This is a genomic window from Paenibacillus sp. 1001270B_150601_E10, assembly GCF_015558675.1.
Classification (GTDB): Bacteria; Bacillota; Bacilli; order Paenibacillales; family Paenibacillaceae; genus Paenibacillus_B.
The window spans coordinates 748,037-774,448 of record NZ_JADMOL010000001.1; the positions used below are offsets into that span (position 1 = coordinate 748,037).

Genomic DNA, 26,412 nt, shown 5'->3' on the forward strand with positions numbered 1-26,412 from the left:
AGGCAATACTCCTTACCTCGTAATCTGTACAGGCTCAAAAAAGCCTGCAAACCCGTCATCTTCAACATGCTCTTCCCAATCATTGAAGGCTGTCTCGGCATGCAGCGTTTGCGGCCAGAATCTGCGGCGATTGAACGTTATTTTTTCACCTTTAGGGGACAACGTCGCCCGAAGCGGTGCTGGGATGCCTTCATTGCTGACAATGATGTGCGCATTGTTGCCGCCTAGACCAAAGGAGCTAATACCCGCGCGCAGCACATGATGCTGAGACCGCCATGCTTGAACCTCTCGTACAAGATAGAACGGCGAATCTTCAAAGTTGAATCTTGGATTCGGGTGGCTGCAATGCAGTGTAGGAGGAAGCTCCCCTGCTGTCATGGATAGCAGCACTTTCATGATGCTGGCTGCACCCGCTGCGCTTAATAGGTGTCCAAGGTTCGTCTTGACACTGCCAACGCCGCAATATTGCGTTTTACTCGTATATTTGCTGAACACTTGCGTAAGTGCCTTTAACTCAATCGGGTCTCCGATTAGCGTTCCTGTCCCATGAGCCTCAACATAAGAGATCGTATCGGGATGAATGCCTCCGTCTTCAAGGGCGGACTCAATTAGCTCTCGCTGTGCTTCCGGATTAGGCGTCGTTACCCCCATTGTGTTGCCGTCATTGTTAATGGCGGTACCGTCTATCACGCCATATATTTTATTGCCATCCGCGATGGCCGCCGTCAGCGGCTTCAGCACCAGCACTCCGCAGCCTTCGCCTAGGCCAATTCCGTTTGCCGCGGAATCAAAGGTGCGGCAGCGTCCCTCTGGGGACAATATTTTAGCTGCGCTCAGATCAAGGTACATCGTCTCGTCCAGCAGAATCTCAACTCCTCCGGCTAGAGCCATTTCGGCTTCGCCGGTCTGGATGCTTCGAACGGCCAGATGGATAGCGGTGAGCGAGCTTGCGCAAGCGGCATCCACAACCATGTTCGGTCCCTTAAAGTTGTAAATGTGCGACAAATGTGCAGCTATAAAATTTTGACCTGTCGCCACAAGCACATCCTTTGTCGTGCCGCAGTACTTGCTTGCGAAGTTGCTGCTGCGCGTTCCTGTAAATACGCCTACGCGTTTGCCCCACAAATCCCGTTTTCCATAGCCGGCATCCGCAAGAGCTTCTGCGCTGACCTCCAGCCACTGGCGCTGCAAAGGATCGATCTGCGCCGCTAACGACTCGGCGATATGGAAATATTCCGGATCAAAGTACTCAATCTGGTCTAGGAATGCGCCCCATTTGCTAATGCTTTTGCCTTCCAGATGCTGGCTAGAATCGTAATAATTCCGCCAATTCCAGCGCGATAACGGAACCTCACCCATCATATCTTTGCCAAGACGAAGGTTATGCCAATAAGCATCAATGCTGTTGGCGCCTGGGAAGTGGCATGCCATGCCAACTACTGCGATCTTGTCGCGGCGGATGCGGCTATCAGGCAGTGGAGCAGCCCTTTTTTGTGGATTCGGTTGACGAATCGAAATGACTTGCGGATTTGCTGTACGAGTCGAGTGCCCATTAGCACCATCCGAATTCGGATGACGAGACGCTTGATCTGCTGCTGATTGTCGGCTAACAGCTTCATTCGTGCTCATATGAGGAACAGTGCGATAATCTGGTTGCACACTGTTCGTTACATTGGACATCGCCATATGTAAGCTTGCCGTTCGCTTGCTCGGTGTGAGAAGCTGGATCATAGCGTCCTTGTGCTGTTCGACTAAATAGCGAGTCATTCCCGCAATCGTACCATGCTCAATGAAGGAGGCCGGATCTATGGATACGCCGTCTAAGCTCCGATCCATCTGACGGACAATTTGCGCAAGCATAATGGAATCCATCCCATAATCCTGAAAGGGGACATGGTTCATAAGCTTTGCCGCATCTGTCTTTAGCTCCTTCGCAAGGAAGGAGGTGAGCCAAGCTTCCGTCTCTTTCATAAGGTCTTGATCTGAAGGACTGTATGAAGAGGAATTCTCATGCTTATTCAGCGGCGGCACTGTGGTGCCGATTGGAGCAGCTTCCTGGGCACGTACTACATAACGATCCATTAACTGTTCCGGATTCCACTTAGTCGGATCAACAACTGCTGGCATGACGACTGGTCCAATGCGATGAGACAGAATCCAATCCAGCCAGTCAAGCCCTTCCTTTGTCGTCAAGCTGTGCAAGCCTGTATCATCATAGGCTTTGTTGGAGACCACGCCTAAGCCCGTCTCCTTCCAGCTCGGCCATTGAATGCTGACGATCGGGCAGGATGATTGATAAGCTCCCGCCGCATAATCCAAATACGCGTTAGCCATCGCATAATCGCTTCGCCCTGCTCCAAGCGTAGGTATCACGGCTGATACAGACGAGAACAGCACAAAGAAGCGTAAAGGCTCTGCCTTTAAGCTCGAATATAAGGTTTCGAACCCGCTCGTCTTAGGTTCTGCCACTTCCCGAATCACTTCCAGCGGTTTTCGAATAAATGCAGGATGATCCAAATCCCAGCTTCCCGCGCAATGGATTACGCCAGCAATCGGTCCCCATTCGCTTCGAATGGATTCAACATGCTGTTCAACCAATTGTCGATCAGAAAGCGGCAGTGCAAGCACTTTGACCTGTGCGCCTAGCGCCTCCAGCTGTCGAATCGACTCAACCTTTGCTTGTAATTTACTGTTTAATGCCGTATCCCATTGCTCTCGTGGAGGCAGTTCTTCTCGCCCACTCAAGACAAGCCGGCGAACGCCATGCCGTTCCACAAAGTGCCTCGCACAGGCATAACCGAGACCTCTCGTGCCTCCGGTAATCCATAACACCTCCTCTTCGGAGAAGGCAAGCGACACTGCCGTTCCAGCCTGATGTTTTTTTGCAGCATCAATGGATTCTGACTTGTTACCATCCTCTTGCACGGCCGATTCCGTATCATTCGCGGCAAGCCTAGATGCATGCAGTGTTGATGTGTATCTTGTCTGGTTGCGATAACAAACCTCAGCTGCTTCTCCTTCAGCTTCCAGCTCCGCTGCAATTACTTCGGCAATTGAATCTGCTTCAGCCTGTCTCTCCACATCCACATGTCTGGATACAAGATGGCGATATTCGCTTTGGAGCAGACGATACAGCCCTGCGCGTGCAGCGCCTGCCCGATGAATACGGTCATTTAGGTGCGCCTCCAGCCCTTGTGTTACCCCAAGCACGATGAATTCATGCTTGCGCTTATGCTCAATGACATTCTGCAGCAGCGGTATCCAATCCCAAGTCTCCTGCAGCTCAGCGGATTCAATTCGACTGCAGCCTGTGACGTCCACCCATGCGTGGCAGTTTTCCCAATTTGTCCCGCTCGATAGCAGTTGAGCGGACTGTTCCTGCAAGTCCTCCTCCATGAAAAGCATCAGCTTGTGCTGCGGTAGCCTGTGACGAAGTGCAGCTGCGATGTGTTCTGTCTCCGCATTTGCAAGTACTGCTATTTCACCACGAAAGGCTCTCTTTTGAAGAGAAGGCTGAAGCACCCATTGCTTTTGCAAATAGCATTGGTACCGCTGATGAGCCTCTAGATCCTCACCCGCACTCCCTTTTTCCTCGTGTAATTCAAGAAAGATTTCGAGTCCCTTGCCAACAAACTGAAGTGCACCATCCGCATCATACAAATTGAAATCTAGCAAGAGACGGTTTGAACTCTTATCGAAAGATTCCGGACGCAGCATCACCCACATGTCAGCTGAACATTCACCATAAATATGAAGCTCGCGCAATGCTGCCAGTGAATGCATGGTGAAGCGGGCATCTCCTTCCTCTTCACCCGTCAGCAGACATACAGCACTTTCTAAAGCTTCGCCCATCCAATCAGGTCGGAGGACACATGATTCCAACATCGTTCCCCCTGGTAGAAGTTCAAGTTGAATGAGATAGCTTCCATCTAATGCATATGCTGTCATCACATTAGGCATTTGAGCTGGGAGCACAATCTTCTCCCATTCTTGTTCTATCGAATGCAGCTGTAAATCTTCTAGACGTGCCTCTGTTCGAGTCTTCCTAAGCAGCTGCCCTTGACTGAAAATCGCACCAGGACGCTCTTCGTTCTCGTCTCCATATAGTTCAAAGCCTATGATCTCATCAGCAAACGGGACAAGCGTAGTGTGCACAACATTTGCTGCTGACACAGCCCGCATTTCTTTCGGCCAGACGACATCACGCAGGTAGATCCAAGAGCTTTGCTGCTCATGTTCTGCCTGAACATCAGACAGCGCAAATGCTGCTCGCGCCATCTCCAGACACGCCAAGGCTGGAGCAGCCTGACTCACAGTTCCTGTCTCAACAGGGGATGTCAATCTAGTGTTTATCATCTCCCATCCTGAGCTGTAACGATGTTCCAGCAGATTCGATGTGTTTCGATGCAATAGCGGGTGAAGATCAACCTGTGAATTGCCCGATCCAGCTCCAGTTCGAATGTTGATATCTTCTATGAGTGTATCTGAAGACAGCCAGTGCCTTTCTTTTGCAAAAGGATAAGTAGGCAGCGCCAGTCTCTTATAGGAAATGAATGAGGATAATGGAGATGCATCCCACTGTTCTCCAGCAACAAAACGCTCCGCAAGGTTGAGGAGCTTGTCTTGATAGGCCCCACGCTTCCCGCCTCTACCAAACAATTCCTTGGCAATATTAATCGCTGCCGCTTCACTAGAACCAGTGTGTGCCTCGCTGCTGCCCGCAGCATATCCAGCCGGCTTTTCTCCTCCAATGATCATGTTCAGCTTATTGCTAAGTTCTTCTAAGCTGGATACAACAATCGCTGATCTTACAGCAAAATGCTCTCGCCCTGCCAGCAGGGTCGCACTAAGATCCAGCAAGCTTACTTGCTCCCCTTGCTGATTCAGCCATGCGGACAGCATCCGGTGCTTTTCATACAGCGCTTCTCTCGTCTTAGCCGATAAGCAGATTAAATATGCAGAGTAGCTGTTCTTTCGCCTTGCAGCTCGTGTAGCTTCAGGCGGCTCCTGCAGCAATACATGTGCATTCGTGCCGCCAAATCCGAATGAGCTCACCCCTGCTCGCCTTGGCATCGGCTGCCCCTGTTTGTCCTTAAGCACCTTCCACGGTTTAAGCGTATCCAGCATGTAGAACGGCGTATGGCGAAGCTTGATCCGATGATTAAGATGTTTGAAATGATGAAGCTTCGGCAATTGCTTGTGCTTAAAAGCAAGCAAGGTCTTAATCACCCCTGCCATGCCTGCTGCAGCTTCCAGATGCCCGATGTTGGACTTCACTGCTCCTAGGGCACAATAGCCCTTCTTCAATTCCGATCCCTCTTCAGCCGCAAGCTGCTGGAATGCCGTGCACAGCCCTTCGAACTCAATCGGGTCTCCCTTTGGAGTGCCTGTGCCATGGGTCTCGATATAGCCCACGCTAAGCGGAGAAATGCCAGCTCGACGATAGGCTTCACTTATCACCTCTGCCTGTGCCGCTGGATTCGGGTAAGTCAAGGTATGCGTTTTTCCGCTATGATTAATCGCGCTCCCTTTAACGATGCCATAGATATGGTCGCCATCCTCCAATGCTTGTGCCATCCGCTTCAACACCAGCATGCCCGCACCCTCACCGCGAACATAGCCATCCGCACTGTCGTCAAATGTCTTGCAGGAGCCTGTCGGCGAGAGCATTCCTGTCTTTGCAAACGAGATATGCCTCGTAGGGGTCAGCAGGATGTTAACCCCTCCAGCAAGCGCTACTTCGCTCTCTCCAGCTTGCAGCGACTGGACTGCTGCATGAATGGCATTCAGAGAGCTGGAGCAGGCCGTATCAATCGGCAGGCTTGGCCCCTTGAAGTTGAAGTAATAGGAAATGCGATTAGCGATGACTGCTGAAGCCGTACCCGTAGAATGATGGGTTTGGATGATCAAGGAAGGCTGTTCCTGAAGCTCTTTGTAATCATAGTTAAATACACCAATGTACACGCCTACCTTAGCGCCTGACAAGTGTGAAGGTGCGATTCCCGCATCCTCTAGACTGTTCCATGCCAGTTCAAGCATGATTCGCTGCTGCGGGTCCATCGTCTCCGCCTCTCGCGCTGATAATCCAAAGAACCCAGGATCGAAAGCATCCACATCATTGATGAAGCCCCCCCATCTGCTATAGGTGGTATTTCCTTCTCCATGCTTGTCTCCCCAAAATGCACTCCAGTCCCAGCGCTCGCGCGGAACCTCAATGATGCTGGAGCGATCAGCTGCCAGCATCTCCCAAAAGGCATCGTAATGCTCAGCCCCGGGAAATCGACATGCCATTCCTACGATTGCGATATCTTGTTGATCGTTAACCTGGGTCGAGATATCGACTTCCCCACTTCTAAGCTCCATCCCACAACTTCCTTCCTGAACAGATTTGAAGCATACCAAATAGGCGAAACAAGGGATGAACCCTCGTTCCGCCTAGTACGTGTAATCCTCGTTAATATCACTTGAGCAACATTCGCGAATGCTCAATCATACGATTGGTGACTTGCAGTCCAACATTCTCCTTCTAAGAATTAATCCTCTGCCCGAACACTTGCCAAAGCGCGTAAATGCTCCAGCATCACATCCATCTCTTCATCCGTTCCAATCGTAATTCTCAGCTTGTCTGCCAACCGAGGCGCATCGAAGTAACGCACATATACATGCTGCGACTTTAAATATTCATAGACTTCACTAGCGGTGTGATACTCTGGCTTGCACAGCACGAAATTCGCCTGTGAAGGCAGCACTTCATAGCCTAAAGATGATAAAGCATTCGCGACGCGTTCACGAGTTGCAATGATCTTCTGCACGGTATCCAATAAGTAAGACTGATCGCGATATGCGGCTTCTGCCATCCGTTGACTCAGAAGGCTTACATTATAGGAATCTCTGCATTTATCCAGAGCGTTGATCAGTACAGGAGCTGCGAAGCAATAACCAACTCGAATCCCACAGAGCGAATATGACTTCGAGAACGTGCGAAGCACAACCAGATTCGGATAACGTCCAATAAGCGATGTCGCAGACGCGGAAGCTGGAGCAAAATCCATATAGGCTTCATCAATAACCACAAGCCCATGATAAGATTGCAGCAGCTCTTCAATCTCGTTAAGCGGGAGCAGCAATCCTGTCTGTGCATTGGGGTTCGCAATAAAGATCCCTTTTGCCTCCGTCCGTGCAAGTGCCTGCATATCAATCGTAAAATCCTCACGGGTAGGCACATATTCGGTATGAACCCGGTGAATATCCGCAATTGTCTTGTACAGCGTATAGGTAGGATACGGGGTTGCAATAGAATCATGCTCTTCAAAGCAAATTTGGAATAAGTACGCGATGATTTCATCAGAGCCATTGCCGCAGAACAGATGGTCAGCAGACAATTGATAATGTTCTGCAATGAGGTTTCGCAAGCCTTGACTCGCTGCATCCGGATAATAACGAAGCTTAGCATAATCAAATCCGCTCAATAACTCTTGGACAGAGGGGGATGGCGGATATGGATTCTCGTTCGCGTTAATCTTGATTACGTTGCCGTCCATCTGAGGTTGAATGCCCGGCACATAGGGTGCTAGCTGCTCTATCGATTGTTTAATATACATACTATTCCTCCAAGCCCTGCGAATTGAGATGTTTCCAAAATCATAGCAATTAATGGTAAACATTTCAATTCAAAAATGCGAATGTTGTCGCGTGTTTCCGGGCTTGCTGTTGAAGAAGCTCAGCCGTCTCGTCACACAGCAGTTGTCCGATACGGTCTACGTGTCGGCTGCGCCAGGACTCAAGCTCCGTCCCTCTTACCCACTGATTAAATGCGCCTAAGGCAGGGCCGCAGTGAATCTGGTAATTCACTCGCTGTTCAGGGACCCCCTTAAGCGCGGCTTGATTGGACATCGCAAAATACCATTTAAAGATCAGCGCCATTTTATGCTTCGGATCACGCTCTGCCTTATCAATCTCCCCTTGCGACTTGTACTGACGCACTTCTTCGTATACCTCTTCAAATGTGCGACGAAATACCTTTACCTCAAGCATCTGTTTTGTGCGAGCATCCATTTGGTCGATGGATTCTATATTGCGGTAGAGCTCAAACAGCTTATTGGCTCTTGCCGAGAACAATCCACCTTTCTTAAGAACCTGCACTTTTGCGCCAAGCTCAAACATATCGCCAGCAGGTGCATAGTCCATGTCTTGAACTTCCGCCTGCTGGAGCAAATCCTTCACCGCTTCGCTCGTGTCCGCCTCCACTGTGCACTGATTGATGGAACCTGTCACCAGATAATCAGCGCCCATCATATAAGCGGCCAAAGCAGCCTCAGGCGTACCGATTCCGCCGGCAGCTCCGATGCGAATTCGCTTCTGGTAGCCGTGTTTTTTCATGCATGCATCTCTTAATCGAATCAAAGACGGCAGGAGCGTATAAGGGGAGCGATGATCCGTGTGCCCTCCCGAATCAGCCTCAACAGATATATCATCTGCCATCGGTACTTCTCTCAGCAAAGCGGCAGCTTCTTGGGTTATCAATCCATCATGGATCAGCTTGGATACTATCCGCTCAGGAGCAGGACTTAAAAATGCCTCGGCTACCTCAGGCCGCGATACTTTCGCAATGATGCGATTGCCTATTCGTATGCTGCCGTCTGGGTTTCGCATAAGCCCAGACGCACGGTAGCGAACGAGCGCTGCATTGATGCTCATATAGGCCGAGGCTTCGATGAGATCTACGCCATAGCGCAAGTAAAGATCGACCAGCTGCTCTTCCTTCATGGGATGCTCAGGCTCGTGCAGAAGATTAAATCCGTAGGCCTCCCCATTCTTCAACTGCTCTTGAATACTGCAAATGGATGCTTCTATCCGCTCAAGAGAGAGACCGCCAGCACCAAATATTCCGAGCATCCCGGCTCGCCCCGCTTGCACAACCATCTCGACAGAGGCGATTCCCTTATACATCGCCCCGGCTACATACGCATAACGGAGACCGTAATCCTGTTTGAATTGGCTGTCTCCGAGCGTCATTCCGACCGTATCTCTCATGCTTGCTTGGCCTAATGGTTGTTCTTCCTTTGGAGGGTTCTTAATGAGCGTGCCACGTTCCAGATATAGTGGCGTTGCTTCTTTACGAATAGATGAGATGAGTTTCGTTAGAACATTGCCTGGGCCAACTTCGTCATACTCTTCTACCCCTAACCCCATCATGTAGCGGATCGTATCCGTCCAACGTACCGACTGTGTGATTTGGCCTGCTAGAAGCTGCTTGAATTGCCCTATAACATAGGGCCTAGCCGTCACATTGGATACAACCGGAATACTCAAGCTTTCAAAGGTGAACGTATCCAAAAAGGAGGCAAAGCTCTCGTACGCCGGCGTCATCATTCTTGAATGGAACGCACCGCTTACCTTTAGCGGAATAACCATTCGTGCGTGAGACGCTTCAAGCGCCTGCTGGGCTCTAATGATGTCTTCCTGCGGTCCAGATATCACGATCTGCGTTAGACTGTTAAAGTTGGCGACATCGATCTCCGTCAGACCATGATCCGCTAATGCTTGCCTGAGCTTCTCCTCGTCCATGCCAATGACTGCAGCCATTCCGCCACCGCTCGCTTGGCTCATCAGCTCGCCGCGGCGCTTAACAAGCTGCAGACCTACTTCAAAAGAAAAGGCTCCCGCTGCATACAGCGCGTTATACTCCCCTAGGCTGTGGCCTGCAACGATATCCGGGCGGCCGTTTTCATCCCGTGCCTTCAAATAATGAAGAGTATTCACAACATACAGCGCAGGCTGAGTATACTGAGTGAGTCCAAGTTGCTGGTTAGGATCCTGCAAGCACAATTCCTTGATGGAATATCCCAGAATGCGATCGGCTTGATCGGTGATCTCAGGATATGCGTCAAATAGATCTCCTCCCATGCCTCGATGCTGGGACCCCTGTCCAGGAAACACATAGGCTCTCATTGGCCGCTCCTCCTTATCACTCAACATCAGCGTCTGATGTGAGGCTATTTTTTCATTATCTACTTCGGAGTGTGCTCTTTGCATTTGAAGTTGCTTTCCCCAATGCTTGATCGTCTGCCACTGGTCAGCGCCCTGATGGAAACGTGACAGAATGATGTTCGTTTGCGAGCTTGAAGCGGTTGATATTCGCCGCTTGACCATATTTGCCATTCCGCCAGACGGTCCAAGATCGATGTAGGCAGCGGGTCCAATCTGTTCAATCTTATCAATGCTTTGCAGCCACGCTATGGGCTGCCGAACAACATCCCAGAAGTAATCCTGCGTAAGCTCCCGCCGTATGTGTCCGTCTATTCCAGAGACGAATGGAATCCGTCCTTTTTCAAATCTTTTTTGCGACAAATACTGCTTATAAGGCGCTGCGGCTCCTTCGATCATTCTGGAATGAAAGGCATGCGACACAGGCAGCAGGTCTCGGATGATACGCTGCTCCTGTAAGTGGGCGTAAATGGCTTGAATCGCATTCGCCTCTCCTGAAACGACAAAGTGGTTGTCCGATAGTTGGGTGGCCAGCTCACTTTGACTGTTCAGAAGCTCATTCTCGTTATAGATGGAGACATGGTCGAGAATGGCAAGCATCCCGCCTGCTTTGCAGAAGCGATCAAGCATGGTGGCCTGTTCAATGACCATTTCAAGTCCATCTTCCCAACGAATCATCCCAGCTGCGGTTGCGGCTGCAAATTCCCCCAGGCTTTCGCCAAGCACATAATCGGGGTGGATGCCATGTGCACACAGCAGTTCCGTCATAGCCGTTTCAATCATATAAATGGCAGGGTGCGAGAGTGTTGTCCGCTGGAAGGGCTCGGATGGTGTCTTTTTAACATCATAGAGTATTTCCACAACGGACTTCCCTATCATCTTAACTGCCGTCTGGTCCATTCGCAGCATCCACTCTCGAAACACAGGTTCCTGTTCGAAAAGGGCTTTCCCCATCCCATAGTATTGAGAGCCTTGCCCGGCATACATAAATACAATCGATTGAGTCATGTTCGTCTCCTAGCTTTGGAATATAGATCGTCATCAAATCGTAATTGGTGCGCTAGTGCGGAAAAAAGGATTGGCGATCGACGAAAGGGGGCAATCAAAGCGGCTTGGCGGGGATAAGCAATCGCATAGGTGTATGAGCCTGCCGCAAAGGCACAGAAGCGGTACTGCGGAAAGTGAGTGAAACAGCCGTACACCAAGTGTGAGTGCACTTGAAGCTGTGAGGTCTCATAAAAATGGGCGGATACGGTTAATCCCGTCTTAAGTGCTTTAGAAAGTGCTTCTTTTACAGACCAGATCATTGTCAAGGACGCCTCCTTCGCATAGGGAAGCCGCTTCACCGTTTCATGTTCGCGATCCGTAAGCTGGCTCAACAGCACCGCTAAACGATCCGGTCTAATTTGTTCCATATCAATGCCGAGGAGCAATGACTCATCAAATGCTAAAGCAGCAGCACCATCATCACAATGCGTGATACTAACCTGAATGTTCGAGTACCCATTTGCGATGACAATGGGCTGACCAAATATGCCCTGTTGAATCGCGATATCGTTGAATGACATGCCCCCAATCCACTCCGACACAGCATGCTTTGCGGCAAAGCGTCCAGATAAGTAACTATCCTGTCGCTTAGAAGCCCGCAGTCTGCGATAATAGGCTTCCTCACTAGAATGCAGCCAATCTATCTTCCTCTCCCTCACCTTAGATACACGGCAAGCAGTCAGAATCACTCGGTCTTGTCGATCCGGCATGCGCAACCATAATTCGCAGGCGGCGATCTTAGGACTTGTCTGCATGCTCCTTGTATCCTGCAGTACATCCCATTCCATCACATGTGGTTCCTCCAGACGTAGCACCTTACTTATGTACAGCAAAAAACATGCCTGCAGACACACTCTCTCCCTTTCATCTGCAGATATGCACACTACCCGAATGGGTTCTATATGAACTAGTGCTGCTTTAACGCGCCGCAACGTCGATTAAGGCAAGCCTAGTCTATCAACTTCCTTCTTACTTTCAGCGCTTGAATGTTCACACAATCCGATGTGATTCAAATCTATTACTCATTCTATAACTCAAGCGGCTATATTCATCCTACAAAATACACCATAATTATATGTACGACTGTATTTTATGTCAATTTATTTATTTTTTGTATATTTCGACTTTATTTTCATTTTATTGGATGTATACTATTTCCTGGATAAACCATGAGGAAGAAGGATGATTGGATTGAACTGGTATGCTCTATTTGTAGAAACAGGGATGGAAGAGACCGTCCAGCATTGGCTCAAGCAGCAATTCGAGGAATCTAGACTTAGATCACTAGTTCCAAAGCGTATCGTTCCAGAGAGAAAGCAGGGCTTTACCCGACATGTTGTCAGAAAAATGTTTCCGGGTTATGTGCTCATTAAGACCAGCATGGATGCTGAGCTCTATCATGACTTAAGACGCACCCCTCATGTGCTCAAGCTGCTGACGAACGGACGATGGCATGAACAAAAGCAAGACACCTTTCAATTCTCTACCATTCAAGAAGCCGAGATCACTCCACTATTGCGTCTGCTTAACCAAGCCGACATTCTTGAATTCTCCACGCTAAGCCTAATCCCAAAGTCCAACATACATGTCCTATCCGGTCCCCTAAAAGGAATGGAAAGCTTTATCAAGAAGATAGACCGTCACAAGAACAGAGCCACCCTCCAAATTCCATTCCTTGGAGAAGAGCGAACGATTGAAGTTGGCATCCTGATTATGAATCCTGCCTCCGAATGCTAATCAACGATTCATGACATTTGATACCATAATAATCCCACGATCACTAGCTTTAGACGATTGCACCATGCGAATGAGCCGCTGCTTATCCGTCTTATCTGAAGGAAGCTTAGGCAGCTGCCTTAATAATACAAGACGTCTTGGCATCATATAGGATGGAAGACGTTCCTCCATGTTGCTTAGGATGTCTTCTCCTACAGCCTCTGTGAGAAGCGTATTCGCCTCTACAGCTACAGCCACACCGAGCATCTTGCCCTGGCTCTCATCTTCAACCACAAAGGTCGTCGCATCCAGCACGAGCGGCTGAGCAAACAAGGCTTGTCGAATCTCATTCAGATTAATGCGACGACCTAGTATCTTAATCTCATCATCTACTCTTCCGATATAATGGACATCCCCAGCTTGATCGATCGAACATATATCTCCAGTCCGGTAATATCGCAAGCCTGAAAGCACCACCACACGTCGCTTAGTTTCCTCTGGATTATCCCAATAATGATCCAGGATCTGAATGCCGCTTACGAGCAATTCGCCTGATTCTCCCTGAGGGAGCGGCTGCATGTGCTCATCAACGATCTGAATCCGAATACCGGCAAAGGGTTTGCCAATGGGATAAGGTTCAACCCGGTCTGGCTCCAGTTGTGATATGGGGTGTGCCAAGCAAGCACACGTCGCTTCCGTCGGCCCATATCCATTTACGATAGTCAGGCCGGGAATTCGGCTTAGCCATTGCTGGGTAGACTTGACGTTCAGGACATCAGCACCTGTCCAGATCGTCTTTACACTGCTCAGATTATACTCATCCATCAAGCCGCTATCTGCAATCATCGTTAAGATAGGAGCGACAGCCGTGAACTCTGTAATCCTCGCTTCTTCAACCATTCCCATGACCGTGGTAGGCAGGATAAGGCCATCGTACAAATAGACTGTAGCACCCCGATACAAAGGATAGAACGCATCGACCACGACAGCATCAAAGAAAAAAGGCGCTAGATTCAAGCATCGGGATTGCTCATTAAGACTCATATAATTATCCGCAGCCTCAAAGAATGCAATCAGGCTGTCATGACGGATAACAACGCCCTTTGGGACCCCTGTTGAGCCAGAGGTGAACATGCAGTAGGCTGGTGCATCAAGGCTAACTGGCGGAAGTGTTCCTACAGCAAGCTCAACGTTCTCATCATGGACTTGTTCATCTGCTCCATTCTTCATAAAGGATTCTGTACGGATATGCGGCGCTTCAGGCATTAAGGAATGCAGCCTGTCCCTCTCCTCTTCAGGCGAGACGAACACAGATGGCTTAGCACTGCTTACAATGTATTGAAGTCGGGCATCTGGATTTCCAGGATCAAGCGGCACATAGACAGCTCCTGCCTTAAAGCAGCCGTAGATCGCGATAATCAGACGGATATCTTTAACCGTCATCACGCAAACACGATCCCCCTGCCTGATTCCCATCCCCAGCAGTCTTCTAGCAAACTGCTCGCTCCATTCATGGAGCTCTTTATAGGTGAGTTGCTCTTCATCATGCACGACAGCAGTCTGATCAGGCATCCTAGCCGCCAGATCAGATAATCGCTGCCCCACGCAGCACGGCTCTAATTGACGAATCGTCATAAAAATGTTCTCCTCCCCTTATCCTAATCCCGTTACAATGGATGCTATACGACCGCCTGTTGGCGAACAGTACGCTCTCCCTCCTGATCCAATTCCCTCATCAGCTTGCATTCTTCCATGAGCTCGTCCATATATACTTCTTCAATTATCCCGTACCGGCGCAGCATATTAGATAAACTCTCTGCCTGTTCCCCAGCTTTGGCATAAGCTTCACTTGCTCGCACATGCCCTATGGCGTTCAAAAATCTCGCATATAAATATCTCGAGCCGGCAAGAAAGGTATAAGCCATGTCCAAATGATAGAGAAGCTCCTTCTGATCTGAAAACGCCGTAAAGCAATCAAGACCAGCGATCACTTGATCATGAAGCGTGTAGTGGTCTCGGTGTTGATCGAGATGCTCCAAGTGAGCCGCTAGGATGCGCTCCTCTTGGATGACACCACTAGACTCAAAATCATAATAAGCAACAGCTCGATAAGCTCCCTGGCTGTTCTCATACATGGGCTTAAGCTCCGAACCAGTGTAGGGATAATCACCATAATCATCGATGACGATATCCACTAGGTTATAGAGATGGTCCTGTTTGGAGCCATCAAAATGGCTGGAGGTGATGATATAGGAATGAGGAGTGTGCATCTTCGCATAGTGCTCTTTATGCGGCACATAGAAGGAATCCATCAGCAGCATAACGGCACTGTTCATGCCCATCGCGCGTGTAATCAACGAAGCAAGCTGTTCGAAGCTCTCGGGACTTTCTCGAACGAGCCGAACACCAATGAGCTCAAGCTGCTCATCTTGACGAAGACAGGTTGTATCAAAGATCCAGCGATTTTTCTTTTTCTGCATGATCTCAGCGTACACTTTGTCTGTGCTCTCGAGTGCATTGTAGAAAAGATAATCCACAGGCAATCCTTTGCCGTTTAAGTATCCGCTCATCTCGTATTTCCAACAGTTGAAATATTTCCCCGCATGCTCCACTACCTCTAATAGGCTACAGCTCATTCGAATCCCCCCCCTGCAGCACTCTTTACAGCTGCCGCATCCTCCAGCTTGATCCATACCAGCTTCTCGATCGCAGCAATCGTGGCGAAGTTCTTTTCGAGGAGATCTCTTCCCTTGAACTTCAAGCGAAAGCATTTCTCTACTGCGACCGCCATACGAATCATAGCTACCGAATCCATCCCATATTGCTTAAGCGGCGCATCCTTCTCCGAAGCACATGGAACAGCATCTAGTCCCAATGATTCCTTAACGATCAAACCAATTTGTTCCTCCACGTTATGGCTCATTCATATTCTCCCCCTGTTACGTCATGACTCGGTCACAATCCTTTAATACTGCAATTGCGTGAAGTCCAACAGCTCGGTTTTCCCTAGCGTGTAACCAATATAGCGGGCATACATGTCCGGAATAGTGAATTTTTCTTTGCCGCTTCCCTCAGGTAAATACTGCTTCACGTACTTTCTTGCCTCGGCTTTGAATTGCTCGTCATCTTCAATGCTCTCAATGGCCTCTACTTCACGAACAAGCTGCTTAATATCTTTTACGCACTGTTTAAGATGGAATCGAAGTCCCTGATCAGTGATTTGAAAGCAGGATCCATTTTGAATGAGCCATTCGAATAAAAACAGTCCCGTTCCTGCATCAAAGTTGCTCTTCGCATCCGGCTGATTCGGATAGCGCAGCATGCGTTCAAACAAGATGTATTCTGCGATCTCGCTTCCAAAAGGAACATCAAGCTCATATGCTGCTACAACGGATTGACAGTCCACTTTAATCTCTTCCAAGATTCCAACGAAGAAATTGAGCTTCACCTGCAGGTTGGTATCGAACGGCCTAGGGCCCTGATGATGGTAATAATCGTGCAGATAGCCCCATACAGAACGAGCACGGTATACCGATTCCGTGGTAAGCGCATCGGATACCCATCCCTCTCCGAACAATGTCCGGACTCTTGGAAATGTCTCCGTAAGATAGATCTGCTGGAACTTGTTGAAGAAAAACATCGCAAACGACTGGCTATCCACTTTCTCGCTCACCTTAATATTTTCAGGAAAAAAGACAATGCAGTTGCCTGTCACAAGTCCTTCTGAGCCCGTAATGAGACGGCAGGATTGACAGCCGTTCTTTGGATGCGGCATCATCGCGGATACGCGCTCCAATTCCTCAGGCTCCTCGCGCATCACGAGGAAGCATTCGAGAAAGTGTCCTTTTGGCGCAGGGCCATTCGTTGCTACAAGTGGAGCAATGATAAAGGACAACTCAAGATTGTCTGGCGGTGTAAAGGCTTTAAGCGAGTAATCAAAATAAGGCGGCGTATTCAATCCTTTCGTACGCCATTCCGCAATGTCCCTCTTGAAGGCATCCGCCATCTTAGGCATGTGCAAGCTCTCATACACGTATTGCACATTCGGAATTAACTGCTCGAGCAAACGATCAGCAGCCTCAAAATGCTCATGAATACAACCATCCGTTTGCTGAAGCTTACGAAATTCATTCACCATTGGCACGATGTGCTGTTTCACATATTGTGCTGGTTCAATCGCGGTTAACAACATGCATAACACCTCCATATGGAATTAAAGAATTAGCTGCCTGCCCCGTCATAGCGTTTAACGCCATAATTAAACAATAAGCAAGCTAATACGATGAGCAGTGGTCCGATGATATACGTCACGGCTGATATCGGCTCACTCGCCACGCCTCGCGTCAAGATGACGATCGGGTAATAGGATACAAAGATGTAGGGTATGACAAAGCTTAGGAAAAACTGCAATCCCTGATGATAGATGGAGATCGGATAACGAGAGATCACTTGTAAATCCACAACGACCATCATCGAAAAGACTAGCGGTTTCTTGACAAAAAAGTTCAGCGAGCTGAGTGCGATCAAAATAGCGGATTGTACAAGCACGGAGTTGAACAGCAGGTAAAGCCCATTGAGAATAAACGATGGTGTAAGCCATGAGGGAAATTGCAACAGGGAATAACAGAGAAGCCCTATCCCCACTAGTGTTTGTCCAATGAACGTATGTTGAAAGTGGCGATACATCAAGTGCAGCAGTGGATGAAGCGGCTTAAGGAGAAAGTGGTCGAATTGTCCTGTAATGATCAGCTGCTCAATCTGCATAACAGGTGCCCAGAAGAGCATTCCAGCCAGTCCCCATGACAGAAGCCCAAAGCCAAACATAAGCATGACCTCGTTCAGCTGCCAGTCGTCCAATGTGCTAAAATGATTCATTAAAAAATAGACTACCGAAACAAAGCTGAGTGAATTTACAATGTTCGCAATAATATCAAGGGCAAGCGGTATTTTGTATTCCAGCTTGGCCTTGGCATATTTCACAATAAATTTGCGATACAGCACCGCATAGTCGCGAATCACGGCTTACCCTCCTTGAATGATGATCCGAGACTTGCATTTATGCCACATCAGCATAATGACGCCAAACAGACCGATGCTCCAGGATAATCCGATCAGCGCGCGAGGCACAAAGTCTGCTTGATCGACATTGCCGAGCAGTACATTGATCGGAAAGAAGTACAAATAGGGATATGGCAGAAGATTCGCGATCCATAGGAACGTATCCGAGAAGAACCATAGCGGAATAAAGACGCCGGAGAATACGTTGCCGATGTCCTGAATGAGAAAGCGAAGCTGCCAGGTTTCCATGATCCAAAACGCCATAAGGCCGACGATATAGTCCATGCAGAAAGCGATCAGGATCGCATTTAAACAGCAGAAGATAAAGTAAAGCCAATTCGTTGGGTTGTAGGGAATCTCTATGTATGAGGAAATAAACAATAGGCTAATCGTGAGCAAGGGGAGTCCTTTCGTGATAAAGTCGACCACTATATTAGCCAACTGCTTTGCGAAGAAGAATAAAAACATATTGTAGGGTCTGATCAGCATAAGCTCGATCTTCCCTTCTCTGATATCCAGTGACAGCTGCTCTGATGGTGAAGCTGTCGTCAGAAAGCGGATCATCATGCCTATAAAAATATACGTCATCATCTGCGACAGCGTTGTTCCCTCTGGCTGATTCAGTGCAAAGACAGCCGACCAGAGCGAGAATTGGAGAAATACAAATACGCCGTAGGCCAAGATCGGCATATATAGATTCGAACGATACACAAACGTGGTCGAGATCGTTTTATGAAAAATTTGAATATACGACTTCATGAACAGCATCCTTTTTTCCCGATTGGTACGCATTTTTGATGATACTTTCCAGATCGGTTCCCCGAATCTGAATATCCGTCACCTCATAGCTGTTCACGATTGTGCGAATGACATCTTGAACGAATTCGCTGCGCTGAACCCCAAACCATACCTGGTTGCCTTCTCTGCGCTGTACCGTCGTATGCAGCAAGGCGGGAAGCAGCTCCGCCGAATTTTTAAATGTGACAATGATCTGCTTCTCCTTGGTGTACAGCTGCTCCAATTCATAAGCGGATCCGTCAAATGCCATCTCGCCATTATTAATGATCAGGATGCGATTGCACAGACGCTCGATGTCGATCACATCGTGTGTGGTCAAGATAACGGTTGTCTTGCGAAGCCGATTCCATTGCAAGATAAAATCCCGAATCTTCTCCTTCACCATAATATCGAGTCCAATCGTCGGCTCATCTAGAAACAGGATCTCCGGGTGGTGCAGCATCGCGGCCGCAAGCTCCATACGCATGCGCTGCCCCAAACTCAGCTGACGCACGGGCGTACTGGCGAATTCATGCAAGCCTAGAAGCTCGTTAAATTCATCAAGACTTTGCTTATAGCTTGTCGAGGACACTTTATAGATGTCCCTGTACAGCTCCAGCGAATCGATAGCGGGCAAGTCCCACCACAGCTGGCTGCGTTGGCCAAATACCACCCCGATCGACATCGCGTACTTGCGGCGTTCGATGTAGGGGATGCAGCCATTTACTCGGATATGACCAGAGGTAGGATGAAGGATGCCGCAAAGCATCTTGATCATGGTCGATTTGCCCGCGCCATTTGGACCCAGATAACCGATGATCTCACCCTCTTCAACGGAAAAAGAAATATTGCTTACAGCCTGCTTGGTCACGTAATGCGGTTTTATGAGGCTTTTGAGCTTGCCCATGACCCCGCGCTGCTTCAGTTCCACCCTGAACTCCTTGGATACGGAATCCACTGTGATAAATGACACTGGCCTTATCCCCTTTCATCGATTGCGCTTTATTTGCGGAAATCACATCTTAAGTTATAAATATTACGTTGTTATGCCCGATTCTTGATAGACGCGTGCTACGACCTTGGAGAGAATGGCAACACCACGCTCCAACTCCTCTTCGCTCGCGGTCAAGCTGATGCGGATGCATTCCTTGACATGGCTCCACGGTTCAGCAAGGCCGCTGAAGAATGTAGATCCCGGCACAACGATTACGCCTTCTTTCTTCAGCTCTACGTACAGCTCTGCATCTGTAATCGGTAGATCCTTGAACCACATCCATGCAAAAATAGAGCCTTCGCCTACATGCAAATACCACGGTACCTCATCAGGCATTAGACGGTCTAGCGCGGATTCCCAGATCAAGAAGCGCTTATGATAGAACGATTTAATAACATTCGTGGATACTTCCGCTAACTCACCAGACATAATCGCCCTTGCCGCAAGTGCCTGACCGAAGCGTGAAGAGTGAATGTTCATGTTGGATTGGAATGCTTCAAGCAGTTGAATGTATTTCTCACTGGCAATCGCTACGCCTATACGCTCGCCTGGAAGCCCAACTTTGGACAAGCTGACGCAGTGGATGACATTCTCGCCCCAGACCGGAACCATATCGGTAAAGACCATATCTGGAAACGGGGGTGCATACGCGGAATCGATAATGACAGGTACGTTTTGCTCCGCGCATAATGCTACGATTCGATTTACTTCCTGCTCCGTCATCAGGTTGCCGCTTGGATTGCACGGACGGGAGAACAGTACCGCCCCTACTGATTGATCAATCGATAGCTTGTCAATATCCGGACGGTATTTAAAGCGATGCTTGGCTTGAATATCAAGCGTCGGCTTATGGGTTCTCAGCACGTCCTTTGAGAGGACAACTCCCCCATATCCTGTATAGTCAGGACATAACGGCAGGACAAGCGAGCGTTGGTTGCCTTCTTCGTCAGGCCCGCTGAACGCATTTGCTGCCATGAAATAAAGCGATTGGCTCCCTGGCGTAACCAGCACATTATGCTTCGTGATATTCCAGCCATACTCCGCGTTGAACCAATGAACGATAGCGTCGATAAAGGGCTCATAGCCTTGGCTGGAGCCATAACGTCCAATGATCTCGCCAAATTCTTGGCCATCCAGCAGTTCATGCGCATATTTACGCCATAATGCCTCAACCTCGGGCAGGATTAGAGGATTGCCTGCGCTGACATTAATATAATCCTGCGGTGCATTCGTTTCATTTGTTTCTTTAATGTCCTTCATGATTGAACGAACACCTGTCAGTTCGGACATTTTCAGACCCGTTTTGCTTAGCTGTACATTAGACATTGTGTACCTCCCATTTACCTTATTCAGTGGTATTGTGGGCATGGATCGTAAATCCCATGGGTATTTTGCCAAAATCATGGATGATGTGAAGACCGTGCCGCTCCGCTGCTGTAATTGTCGTAATGCAAGCCTCGTTCACCCCCGCAGCGCAATCAATAGCCGCTTGAGCATTGCTATTAACAAGCTGTATATTGGCGGTGAAAGGCGCTGCAAGTCCAGAGGGTGCTGGATGTGAAGCAATCGAAGGATAGATGGACAAGCTCCTTATCTTAGAAGCTAAGACCATTCGATATGTTGGCATGATAAAGCAGTCCGCCAGCACGAGCTTATCCAAATTTGAAAAGACGATCTTATGCAGATCGGGATAGACGACACAGCCAAGTAAAGCAGTACCATCCTGTGCTTTCACATCGATAATGGCCTCTTCCAAAGTCGGATACAATAACACGGTGCCTGACTTGCCCATTCGTTCGAACCAGAATCTTGCGGCCAGCTCGCAGTTTGTATTCTCAGGCCCTAAGGTGCAAATGGTATGAATACGCTCCAGAACAGAAGATGAAGTGCTTGATTGCAGCGCATACGTCATGGATGGGTTACCTCGCTTTCGAAAATGAAAAATAGAGATATAACCCATTGATTTACAAAAATTTGGCATGCCCGTATAATAGATTTACGGTCTTTTTGATAAATCAATAGGTCGTAACCAGACGTTTGCTAAGATTCCTCGCCAAAGTGTGTCTTAGCAGACGTTTATTTATAGACGCTAGTGATACATATAGCTTTAAGCGCTTATCATTTATAGGCCCCAAAGCTTCTTGAAATACTTCTGGATCTGCTACAGCTCTTACCCTATCCCTCTCGGTTGCACTCACTCCCCCCACATCGTATAAAATGAAATGGTCATGCTTGCAGCCTTTTTCTAATCTTAAGCACGGTGTATTCTGTTCATGAATGGAGCAGCAAGATGAAGAGATGTTCTATAAATAGAGTCGTTCCATGCTGAATCAGCCTTGCGCGCAGGAAACAAAGTTGTCATTCCAAGATGATGCTTCTTTAAGAGCAGGCGGGACGTTCTTACTCGCTGAGATGAGATGAGGTCCATACAATCTTGCAAAGCGTTGAGATAAAGGAGAAAAATAACGTTCGACTATGTTTTTGCGAAATCTCGAACATTATCATACATCGCGTCGAATAATTTACATAACATTCATAAATTAGTATTTTTTAGTTATAGTTTCAAATAATATTGGAAATATAACACACTTTACTTGATTAGTAAAGATTGACAATCGATTTCTTTTCATGATATATTTTTCATCAACTTAAACCGCAATGAACGTTGAAGGGGAAAGTAGATAGGCAAGTCTGGTTCCAAAGCGACCGGGGATGGTGAGAGCCCGGGAATCATTGCCTATTGAAAGCCACTCCTGAGTTGCGCTCTGAACATGAGTAGGAGTTTGCCGGCGACCCGCCGTTATCGGGCTTGAGGTGGGCTGAAGGATCAGCCAACTAGGGTGGTACCGCGTGAGCATGCTCTCGTCCCTTTGTGGGATGAGAGCTTTTTTTATTTTTTGGATTCTGCGGTTAAGCCGCAGCTGCGTGCTAATTTTAAAAATAAGAAAGGTTGGTATGCCGCATGTCACTAAAGTGGAATGAGATCATATCGCCGGTTATTCAGCATTTGCCGCCATCCGGCATCAGACGTTTCTTTGATTTGGCGACCGAAGTATCAGGCATTATTTCGCTTGGGGTTGGCGAGCCAGACTTCGTCACACCTCGGCTGATTCGGGATTCAGCCTGCTATTCCTTGGAAAAGGGCTACACCATGTACACAGCCAATGCGGGACTATTGGAGCTGCGCGAAGAGATCGCCTCCCATCTGCAGGAGCAATATCAAGTAAGCTACGAGCCACGAGAGGAAGTGCTGATCACCGTAGGTACCAGCGAAGCACTGGATCTGGCTCTTCGCGCCATCCTATGTCCGGGTGACGAAGTTCTCATTCCGGAACCATGCTATGTTTCCTATTCCTCCTGTACCATCATGGCTGGAGGCGTGCCTGTACCCATTCGAACAACTCCAGATCAGCACTTCCAATTGACCCCCGAACAGGTGGAAGCCGCCATTACCCCCCGCACAAAAGCAATCATTATGAATTATCCGAACAACCCTACGGGTGCAATTATGAGAAAAGCAGAATTGGAGCATATTGCAGCACTCGTAAGAAAGCATGGATTGGTCGTGTTGTCCGATGAAGTGTACGACAAGCTAACCTACGAAGGAACCCATACCTGCTTCGCTTCCCTGCCTGACATGAAGGATCATACCATCTTGCTAAATGGATTCTCTAAAGGATACGCGATGACCGGCTGGAGACTTGGCTATGTGTGCGGCAATCGAGAGATTATCGCTGCCATGACCAAGATTCATCAGTATACGATGCTTTGCGCGCCTATTACCGCCCAAAAAGCTGCGATTGATGCGCTCCGCTACGGCAAAGACGAGATTGCCACAATGGTGGAGTCCTACAATCAACGGAGAAGACTAGTCGTAAAGGGATTATCTGACATCGGACTGCCCTGCTTTGAGCCAAAAGGAGCCTTTTACGCCTTCCCTTCAATTTCACATACAGGATTTACTTCGGAGCAATTTGCCGAACGAGTATTAAGGGAAGCCAAAGTCGCTGTTGTGCCTGGAAATGCTCTAGGGGCTAGTGGAGAAGGCTATATTCGAATATCCTATGCCTCCTCAACGGAGAATCTGGTCGAAGCGTTGGATCGAATCGGGACATTTTTAAAAGCACACGTGTAACGGCACCATACCATTTGGTCTATAATGCCTATCTTCTAACTGGGTACTTATGATTGGATTGGATTCAATCGATACGCAAAGCATATTTTCATCTAATGTATGTGGTATATTATGGGCTTGTTAGGAGCTTACGCAAAAAGGACATCTGCTAACATAGCCGATGTCCTTTATCTTGTTGCATCATGCTGCTTATTGTTCATCCTTCAAGGAATTAAGCCTTGCGTGCTCTTCCCCAAGCAACTCTTCCGCCAGCTCCACCGCTTGCTCATTGCGGCTCAAGCCTGCCTGCTCAACAGCAAGATCGGCATGCTGCAAGGAATTGGTCGCCTGCTGAATGGATTGCTCTGTTGGATGTGTCATGGCTTGAGAAACAGCGTTATGTGCCTTCTCAACTGCATTTTGCGCCTGCGAAATCGGATTCTGCGATTGCAGGCTGGAGTCGTATCTAGACATGTCCTAACCCTCCTCAAGTCGTTAACGATTAAGCCGCTTTAGCTGCTTAAGTTAAGCTCTTCTTGTCTTCTGTTAGGATGTCATCCTGCGCAGGAAATATGCGCGATACGGTGTATGGTGTTTATTTCACAAAAGGCTTTGCCTTTTCAATCGCTTCATCCTCTGTAGGAGCCGTTACATAACGTCCATTGATATAAATAAATACCCGCTTCGTACAGTGGCCGCAATAGGATTTGCATCCAATCTTAATCTCGGCGTTTGGATCAAGCTTCTTGACTTTAGGCAGGAAGCTCTTCATCTTGATGTGACGGCATTTATCACAAATACGAATATCATTATTACTCATTGATTGTCACTCCGCTTATCCCATAGTCTGCCTATATAACTGATTACTATCCTATTGTAAGTTAACTCTTTCTGTTTCGCAACATCGCATCCTTGATCTAAGAAGAAAGCGTCAGGATTGTGTAGGAATAGTCGGACGCTGATACTTCTCAGCAATCCTTGTGAACCAAGGGATAAGGATCATCGTGAACACCATGTCATCAATCGGGATAAAAGGCATAAGATCGGGCAAAATCCAATATAACACGATGGCGCCTCCAAAGATCGCTTTCAGATGCAGCGGCACCTTAGAGGAAAGCATAAGCTGCGGTGCTGTGCGAAACAGCATCCAGAGACGTCCGAAGGTACGCGTCTTGCTTGGTCGACTTTTCATGTTCTTCGACATCCATAACACCTCCCTGCTTCAACCATAGTGTATGTTGTCCAATTGGTCAAATACATAAAGGGAAATGGCAATGATTTGTCTTAAATCGTTCTGTCCGATTTGCGCAACGTATAGCGTTTAAACTGGATCCAAATAGATTTAGCCTTCTTGAAGCCCACTAAGTGCTGCCTTCAAGATGGAGGTGACCTCCACGCTCATTCGCTCGAATTGATCAAGCGGCAGCGGATTAACGCCATAGCCCACCTCAACCGTGAAGCCTGGCTTGCGATATTTTTGAATGAACCAATCCTTGAAGCCTGCATCACTGCCGAACAGCTTTACTGCCCGATATCCGCTCGCCTGCTCCAACAGCTTAGCCCAACGCTCCGATTCCTCAGGCTCGTAATCTCGATAATTCCAGTAGATCTCCTGACCTTGTGTATGAAATGACAAAGCGAGATCGAAATGGGGCTCGCGATCTATAAAGTCGGCAAGGGCAATGGCCTCCGGCTCTGTCAGAGGCGCCTCCCCGCCATAATTCAATGGCGCTGGATTCATTATGCTTCTGCGGTCACGCTCTTCTTCCCAATGGGCTGGGAATTGATCATTGAGATCAACCCCGCGAATATTCGCTTTCCACAGCCGGTAGTCCTCCCCATACCAGTTCCAATCGGAGAGAGGATCAGCATAATGAGTACGATCGGGAACTCCTTCCTGAACGAGTTCCACGCCATCTGGATTCACCATCGGAACGAGCCACAGCGTCGTACGTTCATAAGCAGCATGCGCATCGAAGCCTCGCCAGCTTCGACAGTTCTCATAATGAGCGGCATACTGCTCCAAGAACTCCATCAGCAGGGCAGAAGTAATCCACTCGTTCGCATGAACGGCTCCATTCGCATGAATCCGTACGGGACCGTTGCCAATGCCTATCGCCATAATGGGCTTGCCAAGCACACTTGTCCCAATTTGCTCTTGCTTTAAGAAGGGATAGCGGTCTATCAAACCGTTCATATCATTGAATAGCTGTACAGGCCCGTATTCAGCTTCGCGTCTTACATCCCTTTCATCGGTCCAGTAAGGAATAATCAAGCTCTGTCCAGGAGTTAGCTGTCTAGGATTAACCGTCGGATTAGCGTTCGCGAGCCATTGAGCGGGCACCCGAAAGCGAGAAGCGATCTCGTAGAACGTATCCTGCTGCTGAACAAGGTACACATTAGGCGGACGCTGAGGAATATGAATAAGATGTCCTGGTATAGCATATTCATTCGTCCTTAAATGGGGATTCAGATTAAGCAATGACTGTAGATGAACACCATAACGCAAGCATATGCGCAGATAGGTATCTCCCTTTTGTATCACATAAGGAATGGACATCGGACAACCTCCTAACAGGCTTTTTCCATTATCATCTTTTACCTAACCTATGCGACGAATTGCTGCGTCATCACTCGTAAGCTCATTTCCCTAAGACATCTAACCCTCTTACGTTTTAATCCCCTAATAAGTGAGAAATGGCACCCTGCGTCTAGGTGA

General features: G+C 48.3%; 19 protein-coding genes and 1 other annotated feature. Of the genes, 2 read left to right on the forward strand and 17 right to left on the reverse strand.

Translation table 11 applies throughout. The annotated features are described in order from the left end of the window. Positions 1 to 12: 12 nt before the first annotated feature. The 4 genes from I2H74_RS03465 to I2H74_RS03480 form a co-directional block, all read right to left on the reverse strand. On the reverse strand, positions 13 to 6,363 hold the full coding sequence (locus I2H74_RS03465; RefSeq protein WP_195571659.1) for a beta-ketoacyl synthase N-terminal-like domain-containing protein: 6,351 nt from the start codon (positions 6,361 to 6,363) through the stop codon (positions 13 to 15). Positions 6,364 to 6,533: 170 nt separating this feature from the next. Further along, positions 6,534 to 7,601 (reverse strand): histidinol-phosphate transaminase, encoded by a 1,068-nt coding sequence (gene hisC / locus I2H74_RS03470; protein WP_195571660.1) that lies wholly within the window; start codon positions 7,599 to 7,601, stop codon positions 6,534 to 6,536. Between the two features lie 64 nt (positions 7,602 to 7,665). Beyond that, on the reverse strand, positions 7,666 to 10,995 hold the full coding sequence (fabD, locus tag I2H74_RS03475) for an ACP S-malonyltransferase (RefSeq protein WP_195571662.1): 3,330 nt from the start codon (positions 10,993 to 10,995) through the stop codon (positions 7,666 to 7,668). Next, positions 10,992 to 11,822 carry a 4'-phosphopantetheinyl transferase family protein gene (locus I2H74_RS03480; protein WP_229106391.1) on the reverse strand — a complete coding sequence of 277 codons (831 nt, stop codon included), beginning with the start codon at positions 11,820 to 11,822 and terminating at the stop codon, positions 10,992 to 10,994. The genes fabD and I2H74_RS03480 overlap by 4 nt, the downstream gene beginning before the upstream one ends. A 394-nt stretch (positions 11,823 to 12,216) precedes the next feature. On the opposite strand from I2H74_RS03480, the gene loaP reads away from it, so the two are divergent. Continuing rightward, a complete protein-coding gene (gene loaP, locus I2H74_RS03485) occupies positions 12,217 to 12,771 on the forward strand; it encodes an antiterminator LoaP (RefSeq protein ID WP_195571665.1) in 555 nt (184 codons plus the stop codon). Here the strand turns inward: loaP and I2H74_RS03490 are convergent, their stop codons facing one another. The 9 genes from I2H74_RS03490 to I2H74_RS03530 all read right to left on the reverse strand — a co-directional run bounded on the left by I2H74_RS03490 (position 12,772) and on the right by I2H74_RS03530 (position 21,491). Then, entirely contained in the window at positions 12,772 to 14,385 is a 1,614-nt protein-coding gene (locus tag I2H74_RS03490; RefSeq protein ID WP_195571667.1) for an amino acid adenylation domain-containing protein, read from the reverse strand. A 44-nt stretch (positions 14,386 to 14,429) separates the two neighbouring features. Then, entirely contained in the window at positions 14,430 to 15,386 is a 957-nt protein-coding gene (locus I2H74_RS03495) for a hypothetical protein (protein WP_195571669.1), read from the reverse strand. Further along, positions 15,383 to 15,673, reverse strand: coding sequence for an acyl carrier protein (locus I2H74_RS03500; protein ID WP_195571671.1), 291 nt, complete (start codon positions 15,671 to 15,673; stop codon positions 15,383 to 15,385). The genes I2H74_RS03495 and I2H74_RS03500 overlap by 4 nt, the downstream gene beginning before the upstream one ends. A gap of 42 nt (positions 15,674 to 15,715) precedes the next feature. Further along, the gene (locus I2H74_RS03505) at positions 15,716 to 16,942 is read right to left on the reverse strand and encodes a DUF6421 family protein (RefSeq protein WP_195571672.1); all 1,227 of its coding nucleotides are present in this window, start codon (positions 16,940 to 16,942) and stop codon (positions 15,716 to 15,718) included. Between the two features lie 29 nt (positions 16,943 to 16,971). Continuing rightward, positions 16,972 to 17,769 (reverse strand): ABC transporter permease, encoded by a 798-nt coding sequence (locus I2H74_RS03510; RefSeq protein WP_195571674.1) that lies wholly within the window; start codon positions 17,767 to 17,769, stop codon positions 16,972 to 16,974. A 3-nt stretch (positions 17,770 to 17,772) separates the two neighbouring features. Further along, positions 17,773 to 18,567 carry an ABC transporter permease gene (locus I2H74_RS03515; RefSeq protein WP_195571675.1) on the reverse strand — a complete coding sequence of 265 codons (795 nt, stop codon included), beginning with the start codon at positions 18,565 to 18,567 and terminating at the stop codon, positions 17,773 to 17,775. Next, a complete protein-coding gene (locus I2H74_RS03520; protein WP_195571677.1) occupies positions 18,539 to 19,558 on the reverse strand; it encodes an ABC transporter ATP-binding protein in 1,020 nt (339 codons plus the stop codon). The genes I2H74_RS03515 and I2H74_RS03520 overlap by 29 nt, the downstream gene beginning before the upstream one ends. A 63-nt stretch (positions 19,559 to 19,621) precedes the next feature. Next, positions 19,622 to 20,905, reverse strand: coding sequence for a valine--pyruvate transaminase (locus tag I2H74_RS03525; protein WP_195571679.1), 1,284 nt, complete (start codon positions 20,903 to 20,905; stop codon positions 19,622 to 19,624). A gap of 19 nt (positions 20,906 to 20,924) precedes the next feature. After that, on the reverse strand, positions 20,925 to 21,491 hold the full coding sequence (locus tag I2H74_RS03530) for a hypothetical protein (RefSeq protein WP_195571681.1): 567 nt from the start codon (positions 21,489 to 21,491) through the stop codon (positions 20,925 to 20,927). 744 nt (positions 21,492 to 22,235) lie between these two features. Beyond that, positions 22,236 to 22,452: a binding site (T-box leader), on the forward strand. 89 nt (positions 22,453 to 22,541) lie between these two features. Here I2H74_RS03530 and I2H74_RS03535 point away from each other — a divergent pair. Further along, a complete protein-coding gene (locus tag I2H74_RS03535; protein ID WP_195571683.1) occupies positions 22,542 to 23,714 on the forward strand; it encodes an aminotransferase class I/II-fold pyridoxal phosphate-dependent enzyme in 1,173 nt (390 codons plus the stop codon). A gap of 189 nt (positions 23,715 to 23,903) precedes the next feature. Here the strand turns inward: I2H74_RS03535 and I2H74_RS03540 are convergent, their stop codons facing one another. The 4 genes from I2H74_RS03540 to I2H74_RS03555 form a co-directional block, all read right to left on the reverse strand. Next, positions 23,904 to 24,167, reverse strand: coding sequence for a hypothetical protein (locus tag I2H74_RS03540; protein WP_195571685.1), 264 nt, complete (start codon positions 24,165 to 24,167; stop codon positions 23,904 to 23,906). A 121-nt stretch (positions 24,168 to 24,288) separates the two neighbouring features. Further along, positions 24,289 to 24,513, reverse strand: a complete 225-nt coding sequence (locus I2H74_RS03545; RefSeq protein ID WP_195571687.1) for a DUF1450 domain-containing protein — start codon at positions 24,511 to 24,513, stop codon at positions 24,289 to 24,291. 111 nt (positions 24,514 to 24,624) lie between these two features. Continuing rightward, positions 24,625 to 24,897, reverse strand: a complete 273-nt coding sequence (locus I2H74_RS03550) for a hypothetical protein (protein WP_229106311.1) — start codon at positions 24,895 to 24,897, stop codon at positions 24,625 to 24,627. A gap of 138 nt (positions 24,898 to 25,035) precedes the next feature. Continuing rightward, on the reverse strand, positions 25,036 to 26,253 hold the full coding sequence (locus I2H74_RS03555) for a M14 family metallopeptidase (protein ID WP_195571688.1): 1,218 nt from the start codon (positions 26,251 to 26,253) through the stop codon (positions 25,036 to 25,038). Positions 26,254 to 26,412 lie beyond the last annotated feature (159 nt).

Excerpts from the sequence above, each read along its gene's own strand:
- I2H74_RS03465 (WP_195571659.1), bottom strand. The coding sequence starts at position 6,363 with ATGGAGCTTAGAAGTGGGGAAGTCGATATCTCGACCCAGGTTAACGAT.
- hisC (WP_195571660.1), bottom strand. The coding sequence starts at position 7,601 with ATGTATATTAAACAATCGATAGAGCAGCTAGCACCCTATGTGCCGGGC.
- fabD (WP_195571662.1), bottom strand. The coding sequence starts at position 10,995 with ATGACTCAATCGATTGTATTTATGTATGCCGGGCAAGGCTCTCAATAC.
- I2H74_RS03480 (WP_229106391.1), bottom strand. The coding sequence starts at position 11,822 with ATGGAATGGGATGTACTGCAGGATACAAGGAGCATGCAGACAAGTCCT.
- loaP (WP_195571665.1), top strand. The coding sequence starts at position 12,217 with ATGATTGGATTGAACTGGTATGCTCTATTTGTAGAAACAGGGATGGAA.
- I2H74_RS03490 (WP_195571667.1), bottom strand. The coding sequence starts at position 14,385 with ATGACGATTCGTCAATTAGAGCCGTGCTGCGTGGGGCAGCGATTATCT.
- I2H74_RS03495 (WP_195571669.1), bottom strand. The coding sequence starts at position 15,386 with ATGAGCTGTAGCCTATTAGAGGTAGTGGAGCATGCGGGGAAATATTTC.
- I2H74_RS03500 (WP_195571671.1), bottom strand. The coding sequence starts at position 15,673 with ATGAGCCATAACGTGGAGGAACAAATTGGTTTGATCGTTAAGGAATCA.
- I2H74_RS03505 (WP_195571672.1), bottom strand. The coding sequence starts at position 16,942 with ATGTTGTTAACCGCGATTGAACCAGCACAATATGTGAAACAGCACATC.
- I2H74_RS03515 (WP_195571675.1), bottom strand. The coding sequence starts at position 18,567 with ATGAAGTCGTATATTCAAATTTTTCATAAAACGATCTCGACCACGTTT.
- I2H74_RS03525 (WP_195571679.1), bottom strand. The coding sequence starts at position 20,905 with ATGTCTAATGTACAGCTAAGCAAAACGGGTCTGAAAATGTCCGAACTG.
- I2H74_RS03530 (WP_195571681.1), bottom strand. The coding sequence starts at position 21,491 with ATGACGTATGCGCTGCAATCAAGCACTTCATCTTCTGTTCTGGAGCGT.
- I2H74_RS03535 (WP_195571683.1), top strand. The coding sequence starts at position 22,542 with ATGTCACTAAAGTGGAATGAGATCATATCGCCGGTTATTCAGCATTTG.
- I2H74_RS03540 (WP_195571685.1), bottom strand. The coding sequence starts at position 24,167 with ATGTCTAGATACGACTCCAGCCTGCAATCGCAGAATCCGATTTCGCAG.
- I2H74_RS03545 (WP_195571687.1), bottom strand. The coding sequence starts at position 24,513 with ATGAGTAATAATGATATTCGTATTTGTGATAAATGCCGTCACATCAAG.
- I2H74_RS03550 (WP_229106311.1), bottom strand. The coding sequence starts at position 24,897 with ATGTCGAAGAACATGAAAAGTCGACCAAGCAAGACGCGTACCTTCGGA.
- I2H74_RS03555 (WP_195571688.1), bottom strand. The coding sequence starts at position 26,253 with ATGTCCATTCCTTATGTGATACAAAAGGGAGATACCTATCTGCGCATA.